Annotated in this window: 14 protein-coding genes; 10 read left to right on the top strand and 4 right to left on the bottom strand. The window is 40.7% G+C overall.

Annotation, left to right across the window (positions count from 1 at the left end; genetic code table 11):
- Positions 1 to 297: 297 nt before the first annotated feature.
- Positions 298 to 648, bottom strand: a complete 351-nt coding sequence (locus tag NF543_RS14045) for a VOC family protein (protein ID WP_257668966.1) — start codon at positions 646 to 648, stop codon at positions 298 to 300.
- A 215-nt stretch (positions 649 to 863) separates the two neighbouring features.
- On the opposite strand from NF543_RS14045, the gene NF543_RS14040 reads away from it, so the two are divergent.
- The 3 genes from NF543_RS14040 (at position 864) to NF543_RS14030 (ending at position 6,214) form a co-directional block, all read left to right on the top strand.
- Positions 864 to 4,862, top strand: coding sequence for an ATP-binding protein (locus NF543_RS14040; RefSeq protein WP_257668965.1), 3,999 nt, complete (start codon positions 864 to 866; stop codon positions 4,860 to 4,862).
- Positions 4,863 to 5,087: 225 nt separating this feature from the next.
- Positions 5,088 to 5,621 carry a hypothetical protein gene (locus NF543_RS14035; RefSeq protein WP_257668964.1) on the top strand — a complete coding sequence of 178 codons (534 nt, stop codon included), beginning with the start codon at positions 5,088 to 5,090 and terminating at the stop codon, positions 5,619 to 5,621.
- 41 nt (positions 5,622 to 5,662) lie between these two features.
- The gene (locus NF543_RS14030) at positions 5,663 to 6,214 is read left to right on the top strand and encodes a hypothetical protein (protein ID WP_257668963.1); all 552 of its coding nucleotides are present in this window, start codon (positions 5,663 to 5,665) and stop codon (positions 6,212 to 6,214) included.
- Between the two features lie 3 nt (positions 6,215 to 6,217).
- Here the strand turns inward: NF543_RS14030 and NF543_RS14025 are convergent, their stop codons facing one another.
- Positions 6,218 to 6,400 (bottom strand): hypothetical protein, encoded by a 183-nt coding sequence (locus NF543_RS14025; RefSeq protein WP_257668962.1) that lies wholly within the window; start codon positions 6,398 to 6,400, stop codon positions 6,218 to 6,220.
- A 180-nt stretch (positions 6,401 to 6,580) separates the two neighbouring features.
- On the opposite strand from NF543_RS14025, the gene NF543_RS14020 reads away from it, so the two are divergent.
- Entirely contained in the window at positions 6,581 to 7,060 is a 480-nt protein-coding gene (locus NF543_RS14020; RefSeq protein WP_257668961.1) for a dihydrofolate reductase family protein, read from the top strand.
- A 109-nt stretch (positions 7,061 to 7,169) separates the two neighbouring features.
- Here the strand turns inward: NF543_RS14020 and NF543_RS14015 are convergent, their stop codons facing one another.
- Positions 7,170 to 7,982, bottom strand: a complete 813-nt coding sequence (locus tag NF543_RS14015; RefSeq protein ID WP_257668960.1) for a hypothetical protein — start codon at positions 7,980 to 7,982, stop codon at positions 7,170 to 7,172.
- 53 nt (positions 7,983 to 8,035) lie between these two features.
- On the bottom strand, positions 8,036 to 9,130 hold the full coding sequence (locus NF543_RS14010; protein ID WP_257668959.1) for an AI-2E family transporter: 1,095 nt from the start codon (positions 9,128 to 9,130) through the stop codon (positions 8,036 to 8,038).
- Between the two features lie 598 nt (positions 9,131 to 9,728).
- Between NF543_RS14010 and NF543_RS14005 the strand changes: the two genes are divergently transcribed.
- The 6 genes from NF543_RS14005 (at position 9,729) to NF543_RS13980 (ending at position 13,168) form a co-directional block, all read left to right on the top strand.
- Entirely contained in the window at positions 9,729 to 10,499 is a 771-nt protein-coding gene (locus NF543_RS14005) for a helix-turn-helix domain-containing protein (RefSeq protein WP_257668958.1), read from the top strand.
- A gap of 85 nt (positions 10,500 to 10,584) precedes the next feature.
- Positions 10,585 to 11,412: an SDR family oxidoreductase gene (locus tag NF543_RS14000; RefSeq protein ID WP_257668957.1), complete on the top strand. Its 828-nt coding sequence runs from the start codon at positions 10,585 to 10,587 to the stop codon at positions 11,410 to 11,412.
- Positions 11,413 to 11,423: 11 nt separating this feature from the next.
- Positions 11,424 to 11,915, top strand: a complete 492-nt coding sequence (locus NF543_RS13995; RefSeq protein ID WP_257668956.1) for an anthrone oxygenase family protein — start codon at positions 11,424 to 11,426, stop codon at positions 11,913 to 11,915.
- A gap of 113 nt (positions 11,916 to 12,028) precedes the next feature.
- Positions 12,029 to 12,298 carry a cyclic nucleotide-binding domain-containing protein gene (locus tag NF543_RS13990; protein ID WP_257668955.1) on the top strand — a complete coding sequence of 90 codons (270 nt, stop codon included), beginning with the start codon at positions 12,029 to 12,031 and terminating at the stop codon, positions 12,296 to 12,298.
- Between the two features lie 176 nt (positions 12,299 to 12,474).
- Positions 12,475 to 12,840, top strand: coding sequence for a VOC family protein (locus NF543_RS13985; RefSeq protein WP_257957507.1), 366 nt, complete (start codon positions 12,475 to 12,477; stop codon positions 12,838 to 12,840).
- 7 nt (positions 12,841 to 12,847) lie between these two features.
- Positions 12,848 to 13,168, top strand: a complete 321-nt coding sequence (locus NF543_RS13980; RefSeq protein ID WP_257957506.1) for a TfoX/Sxy family protein — start codon at positions 12,848 to 12,850, stop codon at positions 13,166 to 13,168.
- Positions 13,169 to 13,287 lie beyond the last annotated feature (119 nt).

Below are 13,287 nucleotides of genomic sequence, written 5' to 3'. Positions count from 1 at the left end.
TCTTTGGCTTGCCGCAGCGCAGACCAACTTCTAAACTCAAGGATCGCTGTTTCCAGGGGCTCCAATTTTTCTCCCTTTATAGCGTTAGTCTGAGCATTTAAAGAGGTTACAGACAAAAATAAGACGACTGATAAAGAGATATTTGAGTAATTTTTAAGCATAATTTTTTTTATTTGCGGTATATTGATTAAAATTGGTTACGACATTGTATATCCGTTATTGCGGTTATTTTCACTATACCGGCATAGCGTCTATCTCTCACATATCGCTGTCGGCGTTTTTTCTCGACGGGTACGCCTACGTGTGGAAATGATGGTAGGGAAAGCGCTGGGTGCACGCAACGAGCGGGCTTTCCGAGTAGAGCTGAAACAGGCCAACTTCGCCCCATTCTTCTTTCTGAATGGGAAGCACTTTTACACTTGGGTAGATTTGGTCGAGCTTAAGCTCCTGGAGGTGTTGAAAGAACTGATGGACATCATCCACGACTACGAAAAGCATGGTATTTTCAAGCCATTCTTTCACATAGTATCGCTGTAGGTAGAAGCTAACTCCATCACGTTCATAGAGCGATAGATTTCCGTTGATTACGGTTTGCGTAAAATCCAGTGCATCATAGAATGATCTGGATACATCAAAATCCTTTGACACCAGTTGCAAAGACTGAATTTATAACTTAACTTCGACTATCTCTGGTGAACGTTAGTTTGAAGACTTACACATCAATATTTATCGTGTTTTTTTCGCAGCTATCACCAAAGTGTTTTCCTAACTTAGTTTATGTGAAGCAAGCATTACTCATATTGCTCATTGCCGTTTTTGTTAATTGCACTGCGCATTGCCAGCTTGAGACAGGATCTAAAAGCATGTCGCAGCCTGACCCATTGGCTGAAAACGGATACCCTTTTATCAGGCATTATATCCCAACTGATTATGAGGCGTTTACTCAAAATTGGGGAAGTGTACAGGATAGTCTGGGTCAGCTGTATTTTGCTAATGGCGACGGCGTATTGCTATACGACGGGGTAAATTGGGAGATTGTACCTCTGCCGGATCGCGGGCATGCCAAATCCATTGCCATTGATAACAAAAACACTATTTACGTTGGGGCTGCCCATGAATTCGGGTACCTGCAAGCGGATAGTATCGGCAAGCTTACCTATGTTTCCCTGCTACCCTATGTAAAAGAAAAAGACCAGGATTTTACCACCATTTGGAAAATACATGCCAACAAGGAGGGCGTTTATTTCGTAAGCTTTGCAAAAGTTTTTCTATGGACAGGGAGCAGGCTAAAGGTATGGGAGATTAAGGGGCATGAGTTTCACAATTCCTTTTTGATTGATGGCAAGCTGTACCTTCAGGTTTCGGAGAAAGGGTTGATGCAGCTCGGGGAGAGCAAACTGGAAATGTTCCTTGATGGAGCCGTTTATAAAAATAAATGGATCACGGTTTTCCTGCCTTACCAGGATAAGAATAGTTTCCTGGTGGGTACAGAAGAAGATTTATTTTTGTTAAGGGGTAAAGAACTCAGCTCCTTTCGTACAGAGGCTGCAAGCTTTATCAAGGGGAACAACCTTTATACAGGCATATTACTCAATGACTCTTCCTATGCATTGGGGACGTTAAACGGCGGATTAACCATTATAGATCGCTTTGGGGAACAACAATTGGTACTTAAGGATGAAGGCGTGCTTGCCTCCCCGACCATAACGGCCTTGTTTCAGGATAATACGGGACTGCTATGGGTGAGCCAGGGATATGGCATCTCAAAAATAGAGTATCCTGCTGCTTATTCCGAATACTCTGCGCTGGGGATTCATTACAGATGTGGTGCAATTATCCGTTTTAAAAATAAACTATACGCCGGCACCAACAACGGGCTATTCCGACTAACTCAAAGGGCAGGCAACATGCCTCATTTTGAGCCTGTGCAGGGTGTCAAAGATCTTGTGTGGGATCTTTTGGCCTTCCAGGATGTGTTGTTAGTGGCGTTGGAAAATGGGGTCTATCAGTTGAATGATGAAGGCCTTGAATTTATCGCGGCGCTCGACCCTTCGAAATTTTACAGGTCGAAAACAGATACAAACAGGGTGTTTGTTTCATCCGGAAGGGGACTGGGATCCTTGTATTACCAAAAAGGAGAATGGATCAATGAAGGCCTGATAAAAGGAATTAATGGCGCCACCTACACGATCATTGAACTGCCCTCAGGTGAATTATGGCTGGAAACCAGCGAGAATTGGCTTTATAAGGTAACCTTTCCCGGTCTGCATGGTGCATCCGGGCTTTCAGCCGCCAAATGCAGCAGAGTGGGTGAGAAGCAGGGGTTGCCCGGTGATGTAGGCCAGATTTACACGATCGATCACGAGATTTATTATGTTTCTGACAATACCCACGAATGTTATGTCCTGGAAAACGACCGGTTTGTTACCGATAAAACATTAAATAAACGTTTGGGCATGCCCGGTGTGGATATAAACATTTATCATGTAGACCAACAGGAGAATATCTGGTTCAAGGTTTTTGACGAAGACTATTCCCGGAATTTCGTTGCCTGGAATAAAGGACATGGAAATTATGAAGTGGCCAATCTCCATACTGAGCGGATTTCAGATTTAACCGGTACCTCCACCTTTATCGATTTGAAAGACAGCATTGCTTGGTATGGATGCACAACAGGTTTGGTAAGGCAGGATTTGAAATCAAACAATCTCCGCCCCCGGAAATATCACAGCATAATCAAAAGGGTGTACTTTCAATCCGACTCTCTATTATTTGCTGGCATGACCAATCCTGCTCCGCCGGAGCTGCCTTTTACGCAGAATTCATTTAGGTTTTCCTTTTCAAGTCCGTTTTTCATTCAGGAAAAAGCAAATGAATATCAGGTCCTCCTGGAAGGGTTCGATAAAAACTGGTCTTCCTGGACCGGGGAAACCCAAAAAGATTACACCAATCTCCCCGAAGGAAGCTATATTTTTAAAGTGAGGACCAAAAATAGCTATGATAATATCAGTGAAGAAGATCATTATCGCTTGATTATCTTGCCTCCCTGGTACCGTACCTGGTTCGCTTATTTGGTTTATGGCCTCCTGAGCATAGCCACGTTATGGTTGCTTATCTGGTGGCGCTCTAGGCGATTGAAAAAAGAAAACCTGGCTTTAGAGGCAATCATTAAGGAACGTACGGAAGAAGTAAGGAAAAAAAACATGCTTTTGCTTGATCAAACTGAAAAGCTACGGTCGCTCGACCAGACTAAATCCCGCTTTTTCGCTAATATTTCCCATGAATTCCGCACGCCTTTAACGCTGATGCTTGGGCCACTATGGGAATTGCAAAAGGGCAGGTTCAACGGGAATAAGCAGGCTTTATACAAAATGATGCAGCGAAATGGGCAGCGCCTGCTGGGTATGGTGGATCAGCTGCTGGATCTGTCAAAGATTGAATCGGATAAAATGCGGCTGCGAGCGCTAAATATCAACTTGCCCACGTTTATTAAATCGGTGACCGCGGCTTATGAATCCCTGGCTCAGGATAGGGGTATCGATTTTGTTGTTGAAGTGGACGAAGATGATATTGAATTGTATGCCGATCCGGATAAGTTGGAGAAAATCCTGCACAACCTATTGTCTAATGCTTTTAAGTTTACCCAAGTCGAAGGCGCTGTTTCCTTGTTGGTGAGTACCAGCACCTTCCAGGGGAAAAAGCATGCCTGTATTGTTATTTCGGATACCGGAGTGGGCATAGCACCGGATGAGCTGCCCAGGATATTCGACCGGTTTTATCAGGCGGAAAGCGGTCATGTTCAAAAGTATAAGGGAACCGGTATTGGTCTGGCTCTGACAAAGGAGCTGGTTGTCATACACCATGGAGAAATTGAGGTAAGCAGTGCGCCGGGAAGGGGGACGAGCTTTACCCTTTGGCTTCCCCTCGGAAAACAGCATTTATCACCTGACGAGATGGAGGTAAGCCCAGCCGCCGGAACAAAACCTCCGGGAAACCCGGACCTGGTGGAAGCTGATCCTGGTACGGGACAGTCTGCCGCTGCTGAAAAAGCGTTCGCTGAGCTTTCCATTGCTCCCGATTCCCCCACTCCCGGCTTCTCTGCTTCCGGGCCTGTCCCGCCACGGCTATTGATTATAGAGGACAATGCCGATATGCGCCAGTTTATCGGCCAAGTATTGTCGTCGCATTTTCAAATAGCGGAAGCATGTGATGGAATGGAGGGGCTGAAAAAAGCGGCTGAACTTCAACCCGATCTGGTAATCAGCGATGTCATGATGCCCGGAATGGATGGAATGGCCCTTTGCCGAAAGCTGAAGTTCAATGAAGATACCAGCCATATTCCGGTGATCCTGCTTACAGCCCGGTCGGGCAAGGCCCCTAAAATCGAAGGCCTGGAAACTGGTGCGGATGATTACCTGACCAAACCTTTTGATGCCGATGAACTGCTAGCCCTGCTGAAGAACCGGATCGAGCAAAGGCGCATACTTAAAGATCGCTTCTCAAAAGAGATCAGGGTTCAACCTAAAGATATTACCGTTACCAGCGCTGATGAGCGTTTTCTTCAAAAAACCATGGATATTGTCGAAGACAACATGGGCGATTTCGATTTTAATGTGCAGGCTTTTATCGAGCGAATGCAATTGGGCCGTGCCCAGGTAGAACGAAAACTCAAAGGCCTCACCGGCCAGACTCCCGTGGAATTTATCCGGAGCATGCGGCTAAAAAGGGCTGCCCAGAAGATCGTCCAAAAAGAGAATAGTGTTTCCCAGATCGCTTACAGCGTGGGTTTCAGCAATCTTTCCTATTTTGCCAGATGCTTTAAGGAACAGTTCGGAGAGTCCCCATCCACCTACTCGGGCTGAAAAATCATTGATGCAAAACCTTGCCTATCGCCATGTGGTGTTGCACTGGCTTACCATACTTTATTTACCCTCCCTTCAACGCTCATAACGAAATTTCTATCAATAAAAGTGAAATATCTGTTAGCTGCACAGGCTTGCTTATAAGGAACTTTGTGTAATTAATTAAGCTGATATCATCAAATTAAAAAAACCTAAAAAATGAAAACGCTGAAATTTATTGCGGTGATGCTCACATACACCACGTTTGTCATGTCGAGTTCCTGCGAAAAAGTGGAACTGGCTGATCCCTTAGCCGTGCAAGGTGAAGAGGGTGTGGACTCATTATTTATGGTTAGCGCCCGCAGCAATGAGCTTTCCTTTAACCCGCAACCGGAGCCGCCCGCCCAGGTCTTCGAATTCGAGGCTAGAGGCAGGCTGGATGGTAATTGGTCCGGTCAATTCCATAACAACATGTACCAAGGCCAGCTCCGGGTTGAAACCATTTCATCCGTAAAAAAAGGAAGAACCGTTCACCTGATTCAGTCATGGACAATCTCCCCTGAGCCGATGCATCCGCCCGAACCCGTACATCCCCCGGAGCCTGTCGCTCCTGTCACTATTATCTTCAAGGGTATTCATAATACCGCCACTGGGATCATCGTGCTGAACGGCAGGCAGGCACACGTCAAAGGCAAGGCGGTAAGCAGCAATGATGGGACAATATCGATTGGCGGGGAGCTGATGTTCAACCCACAGCCGGAACCTCCCGCAGTGAATTAGATCAGTAATATTTTTATCAAATCCATAATAATCAAGAAAGCATGAAAACACTAAGATCAATCCTTTCCATCCTGTTTCTTTCTATATTAATCCTATCCTGTAAAAAGGAAGGGCCCACAGGTCCGCAGGGCGAACAAGGGGTCCAAGGCGAACAAGGTGATCAGGGCGACACCGGCCCCAAAGGTGATTCCGGAACGGCCAACGTAATTTATTCCGAGTGGATGCCCATAGATTGGAATATTATAGACGGAAATACGGTAAAAAGAATGGATATAGATATTCCACAAATCACAGAAGAATTTTTAGAAGATGGAGGAGTCCCTCTTTTTTTCGTAAAATCATTCGACACCGCCTGGCCCGTTCCAATGTCCAGGGATAATTACTCCCTGTATTTTCTGGTTTCCGAGGTGGGTCATGAGTTAAGGTTTATTGCCGCTAGAATTACGGGGCTGACCGGTAATATAAACGTTAACTGGGTCCAGAAAGTCCGCTATGTATTGATCCCTGGCGGCATGCCCGCGGCCAATCTTCGGGCGGAACTGGACTACCATGACTACGAGGCCGTGAAAGCGCATTACGGGTTGAAGGATTAATTATTATTTGGTTAGGAATAAAAGCGGCTCATCTTTCCACCAGTTGTAAGAAGCTTGCGCAGCATTAATGGTATAATTTAACGCCATTTTGTCCAAAAATGCTTTTACCTGCGGTTCTGCATATTGGTCGTCAATATTTGCGGTTAGCCATTCTAATCTCTTACGACTATAGTTCATCTTTTTCATATCCGTGGTGAGGTCTTCATATTTTATTAGGTCCACCACATCTCGACCGATAAGGAAAGCAAACTCCTCCTGTGTATAACCACCAGCTTCCCGATGGATGCGTACTTGGGTGTTCAGTTCATAATCAAGTGATGGAAATATTACCGTAGATAATATTGCCGCCGAGGAAGATTAAGTTTTTTGAGGGTATCGTCCTTCACCGAACCGGGCGACGAAGACCTCGGGGCTGCCGCGCTCGAGTTTATAGATACCGTCGACACCATGATCCTTGGCGCCAATACCTATGCTATGTCCAAAGACTACTGGCCCACGTCCGATGATCAAGGGGAGTACGGCGAAAAGCTCAATAACCTTACCAAGTTCGTCGCCTCATCGAGCCTTAAGGATGCCCCTTGGGGTAAGTTCCCAGCCGCAACGGCCCACCCCGTTGCCTCCGTCCGGGAGTTGAAGGAGCAAGACGGTAAAGACATTTGGCTCTGGGGGAGCCTGAAGCTCATGCAATCTATGTTTGAAGCGGGCGTGGTTGATGAAGTACACACCTCCGAGTCTGCCCCACCACCCGGGGCAAGGGAGTGCGCATGTTTGAGTACCGGTATGACATGCAGCTCATTAAGGCCGAGTCGTTCGAAAATGGCGTGGTTATGCTGCGATACGAGATGAAGAAGTAAATCCAGTATTTACGTGGCCAATATACAATTCAAAATTCTATCCCCGCCCGCTTTAGGTATGATACCCGATAGTCATTAAAAATAAATACGCTATTAATTGACTATTTTCCATAAAGAGGAGTTTTCTTTAATAAATAATTGAGCGTAATATCATATGCATCTAAGTTTGGCCAAAAGGAGTTATGATTTTGGTTAAATAATTTTTGACCTCCGTTATCGTAAATATTCATCGTTACATCGGTATTATAATTTTTAGATGAAATAGAAGTTGCACTGGAGGTGCTAAATATCTTACCGATAGTATTATTTTTTCCATTTTTAACATCGGTACTTGTAGACCCTACCGAAGATGAAATTTCATTTGTTTCATCGACACTTATCATACCTTGTACTACATATTCTACATTTAAAATATGACAAATTTCTCCCATGGTATAACCTTGTATATTGCCATTGTTAATACCTGCCTTTGTTAGTAGGGCATTGGTGGTCTGAACATCCTGTATTTGTAAAGTTTCTGCTTTCTTGCTTAAGATAGTGAAACATTCGTTTTGAATTTTAATTGGCATTTCTTGACCACCATCCTTTTGGTCACGAATATATCCAAAAGGTAAAATAGCTACTTTATTATGAAAGTCTTCAAGCGTTGGGGTGGTCGAATTGCTGCTTTCTGTTGAGTTATAGAATTCAATCCGACCACTCGCAAAAGTTATTTTATTTATGTCAACTTTCTTGATTATATACTCTAATGATTCATTAGCATAAACAAACTTGATTGCGTCGTCGACAATTGCGACTACTTTGCCAGATTTTTGATCACCGTTGGTCATTAAAACGACATCGGCTTTAGTGGTTTCTTGTGCATTGGTACAGATACCTGCCAGTATTAGAATAAAAAAGATAGCGATACGCATAGCGATGTATTTAAATGTGTTTATAAATATTGAGTTTCGTGTTAATTCCATTCTCAGCTTACACCATTGATTGAAGGGCTTAATTTTTTTCTTTCTAACCAAGAAGTAAAAATAGTGTAAAATACTGACATAATGATAGCGCCTTTAAACATACCTGTAAACCCCCAGGCCGCTAAGCCTCCTATTACTCCAATAAAAATCACCCAAAAAGGATATTTTCCTCCGCTCTTAGCAATGAAAATTGGTTTCAATATGGCATCAAGCAAAGATAAAACTACACCATATATTATTAAAAAAATGGTCATACCTGTATGGCCTGTAAGCCCCGTCCAGATTACAACAGGTATCCAAACGAATAATGGGCCTATCTGTAACATGACAAGGAAGAAGATGAGTGCCGATAAACCTATTGCAAAAGGGGTGTGTGTAATGGTAAGCCCGATCCACCCAACGATCCCTGCGATGAATGCCGTTCCCATAACACCCAACGAAACACTTCTAATGGCTTGCGTAGCGGTGTCCAATAATACAATGCCATCAGTAGCACCGAATAAATGTTGAGCCGCCAACCGGATATGTTGCAATATGGTATCCGATTTTACAAGAATCATAGCGGATATAATAATACCGAGCACAAATTGAATACCAGTGCCTATAACACCCATTCCACTTGTAACGATATGGTGTAGTACGTTTTTTATCTGATGCTCATGAGCAATAATGGTTTCTTTTGGGCTTTTTTGCAGATTATTCCACAATGCGCTTATGCCATCCCCAATAAGCGGTAAACCGGTGATCGCAATTGGTAAGTCAGGAACATCGTTATTTTTTAAGCGAGTTACAAACTCTATGATATCCTTAATATGTTTAGTTAGAGAAGAGGTGAAAAAAATAAGAGGTATTAATAATAGCACTATCAATATTATTATATAGATACCTGTAGCTATACTTTTTTTTCCTTTAGCTAATTTTGTGAGTTTTTCAAAAGCATGGTAAAAAGAGACTGAAAAAATTAATCCAAAAGTCAAAATTCCAAAAAAAACTTTTAGGACATCAAAGAGCATTAAAAGTAACGCTAAAAATAAAATTAAAACTAAGATCCTTTCTATATAGTCTCTTCTATTTTTGCGCTGCTCTATGGATATCATAATGGGTTGTTTAAATCAAAAGTAATGATATTCCTATTATTTCAAAAGAGATACGCTATTTAAGTATTTGAGGCGGAGAGAAAAATTGGGTAAGTGGAAAGTTTAATGACTATCGGAAAAGATTCCTAAAACACGTATATTGGTAAAAAAACGGAAGAAATGAACCTGTTGGAATTTATAAAGGAAAGAAAGAATGACAAAGAAAAAACGTGTCAAAATAATAAAACCCCTGTTATGGGCTTCTATTTCATTCAAATACTTATAAAGATTTACACCAAGTCCAGCTCATATGGATTATTAATGGATTTCTTACCAAAACGTTTAAGGAGCTGATATTCATTATTTTTGTCGATATTTTCTTTGCTGAGTGACCTCTCCCCAAATCTAGGAGCATCCTAAAGTAGAAAATTCCGCTGTTTTGACAGTTTTAATCATCGCTCTTTTTCTTGAGTATCAGAAAAGAGATCTAAAGTTCCATCAGGCCTTACGCACTGTTCCCGTTAATGATCTGGATCTTTGCTGTAGGAGTATTCGTCAAAGATTTACGTACTTTTATCGTTGCTCTTCTGAGCAACATCAGTTATTAAATAAAACATATATGAAGTTTAGCAAAATAGCTCCAAATGACAATGTTTCAATACTTGTCAAAGACATTATGGTTTTTGAAGATGTAACAACTACTTCAAAAACTGTTCTGCCCTTTTTTGCGGATGGCTTGCCTGGACTAATGTTTCACATTACCCCAAATGGACAGTGGGTGCAACCCCATAATAAAAAAATGCCTATCTTATACATTTACGGACAAACCATTAATCCTGTAGAATTGCACATGAACGGGCCTTACAAGATAATCACTTTCCAATTGTATCCTTTTGTATTATCAAGTTTCTTCCATATCAACCCAAAGGATATCAACGATGGTTGCTTCGATTTAACTAATCTTGATAGTTGGAATAAGGTTCTACCCAAATTAAATAATTTGAATGATACAAAACACCAAACGGAAATAATTCAAGCTTTCCTATATGATGAATTATTATCCAAAAAAGACAAATTAGATTTTGCGATTAGGGAAGCAATTCAGTTAGTATTTCAATCTAACGCACAACTTACAGTATTAGAGATTAGCAAAAAAATTCACTTAACCGTAAGAACTTTTCAAAGACACTTTTTGGCAGAAGTGGGGGTTACTCCAAAAGAATTTATTCAGATAATTAAGTTTCAGCAATCCTTGGAACAGCTCACGGAAAAGGAATATGAAAAATTGACTGAGATTGTGTATAATAATGGGTTTGCTGACCAATCTCATTTCATAAAAGTATTCAAAGCCTTTACAGGGAAAACCCCAAAAAACTTTCTCAAAAAATAGCGCCATTTATTTTGTCGTATTTGTTCTATTAATCCAGTTAGAACAGCTATAATTTTGTCTCATAACATTTAAATAATAACATAAAATGAGCAACAAAATTTTAGTACTTGGTAGTACAGGCAAAACAGGTAAAAGAGTTTATAAAAGGCTTCAACAACTTAATGAGGAAGTAATTCCCGCTTCTCGTAACTCTGACATTCCATTTGATTGGTACGACCAATCTACCTGGGCAAAAGCTTTAAGTGGTATAAATAAGGTATATATTACATTTCAACCAGATTTGGCGATACCACAATCATTAGATATAATAACAGCGTTTGTAGCAGCCACAAAAAATGCAGGCGTAAAAAAATCAGTGCTACTTTCTGGTAGAGGTGAATTAGAAGCAAAAGCTTGTGAGGATGTAATTATAGCTTCAGGCTTAGATTACACAATTATCAGAGCAGCATTTTTTATGCAAAACTATAGCGAAGGCTATTGGTTGGATGGAATCCTTAGCGGAGAATTAATTGTGCCAAAAGTAAATGCTAAAGAACCATTTGTAGATGCTGATGATATTGCTGAGATGGTGGTTAAATCTCTTTTAGAAGATGAACATAATGGCAAAATTTATGAACTAACTGGTCCAGAATTATTATCGTTTACTGATACAGCAGCCAAAATTTCTGAAGGTATTGGTAAGCCTGTTAACGTAATTGAAGTTGAATTGGATGAGTATGCGACTATGCTCCGTAGCTACAATGTAACTGAAGATTACATTTGGTTAATCACTTACCTTTTTGGACAATTATTGGATGGTAGAAACGAATCGGTTCATGGTTCAATACCTATGGTATTAGGTCGGAATGCCACTTCATTTGATGAATATGTTTCAAAAACAAACCTAACAGGTATTTGGTCAAATAACACATAAACTTGATAATAATGAATATAAATCAATTATTATATCTTGCAAGTATAGCACTTACTGGGCTATTGGCAGGGCTCTTCTACGGTTATCAATGCTCAGTTATCAATGGACTTGGCAGGTTAAATGATAAAGCATATCTATTGGCGTTCCGAAGTATAAATAAAGCGATTCTCAATCCTGTTTTCTTTCTAAGCTTTATGGGTAGTTTATTCATCTTGGCTATTTCAACATTTGTTTTTTACAAAACAGGAGACACTCAAATTTTACCTTATGTAGTTACTTCATTAATTATCTATGCAATTGGCGTTTTTGGCATAACAGTGGCTTTCAATGTGCCACTTAACGAGTCCCTTGCATCATCCGACATTAATACTTTAAGTGCCAATCAGTTAAAAGAAATGAGGCTTCAATTCGAAGGTACTTGGAATAAATGGCATTTAATAAGAACTATAGCTTCAATTGCATCATTCATTTGCTTAATAATTCCCCTAATTAAAAAAATATAAGAATGGCACTAGCAGTATGGATGTTACGCTCAACTACTATGCTATTTATTAGCTGTTCTTTTTCGTTTCATGTACCTTCGAAATACTTTTTAACTTGTTTAACGGACAGCGAATTGGAGTACATCACCTATGACGATCTGCAAAAACTGGTCGATCAATCACAACAAATAGAAAGGCTCTTCAGGCGAATGACCGAAGCCATGTTTGCAGGTATGATTGATCTCCATATTGAACTGCGTGCAATGACCATTGAAGAATGGTACAAAACCTTTTGCCGGAAAAGCCCACACCTGCTTCAACTTGTGCCGCATAAGTACATCGCCTCTTATTTGGGTATAGACCCCACTAATTTCGGTAAGCTGTTCAACAACGTTAAATTTTGATATTGGTGTAGACCAAGATTTGTTTGCCTGCAAGTTTCCAACTTTGTAAACAAATAAAATATGTGCAACAAAGAATAAAAAACCAACATGAGAAAGCCAAAAGCACAAATGAATTTTGAAGGAATACATTGGGATGATGTTAGGGACAATTATGAGAAACCGCTAAAAAGAATAGAATGTTAGGATTAAGAACAACAATTTATAAAGTTGGAGACATCAAAAAAGCAAAAGATTGGTATGCAAAAGCATTTAAAACTGAACCATATTTTGAAGAGCCCTATTATGTTGGATTCAATATTGGCGGATATGAATTAGGTCTCCAACCTGAAGAAAATCCAACAACTGATAAAGAGGAGAGTGTCGTATCATATTGGGGTGTCGAGAAAATTCAAGAAGTTTACGACAGATTGATTGACTTGGGAGCAACGGAAAATGAAAAACCGTATAATGTTGGCGGTGAATTAACGACAGCAACAGTTAAAGACCCGTTCGGAAACATTATTGGCCTTATTCATAATCCACATTTCAAACTAAAAGATTAACCAAAAAATGGCTTCCGACCAAAAATTTGTGGATTATGTCATAGACCAAATCGAAAATGCTGGAGAATTGACGGCTAAAAAAATGTTCGGGGAATATGGAATTTACTCGGATGGAAAGATATTCGGCCTAATATGCGACAATAAACTATTTGTAAAACCAACTAAATCGGGACGAGAATTTATTGGCGATGTGGTTGAAGCACCTCCATACCAAGGAGCAAAACCGAGTTTCCTGATTGAAGACAAAATCGATGACAAGGAATGGTTAAGCGAGTTGGTCAGAATTTCAGTTAAAGAGTTGCCATTGCCAAAACCAAAAAAGAAATAACTGCCCCTAACACCGCCATAAGGTTTGAAAATTAAAGTTAAGACAAATATAGGGTATTTATTCAAAAAAGCTATAATTATGATTTTAGTAACAGGGAAAACAAGGCATCCAGGCAAAGC

Origin of the sequence: Parapedobacter tibetensis (genome assembly GCF_024704835.1) — a bacterium.
GTDB lineage: Bacteria > Bacteroidota > Bacteroidia > Sphingobacteriales > Sphingobacteriaceae > Parapedobacter > Parapedobacter tibetensis.
This window is presented reverse-complemented; position numbering and strand designations above follow the sequence as displayed.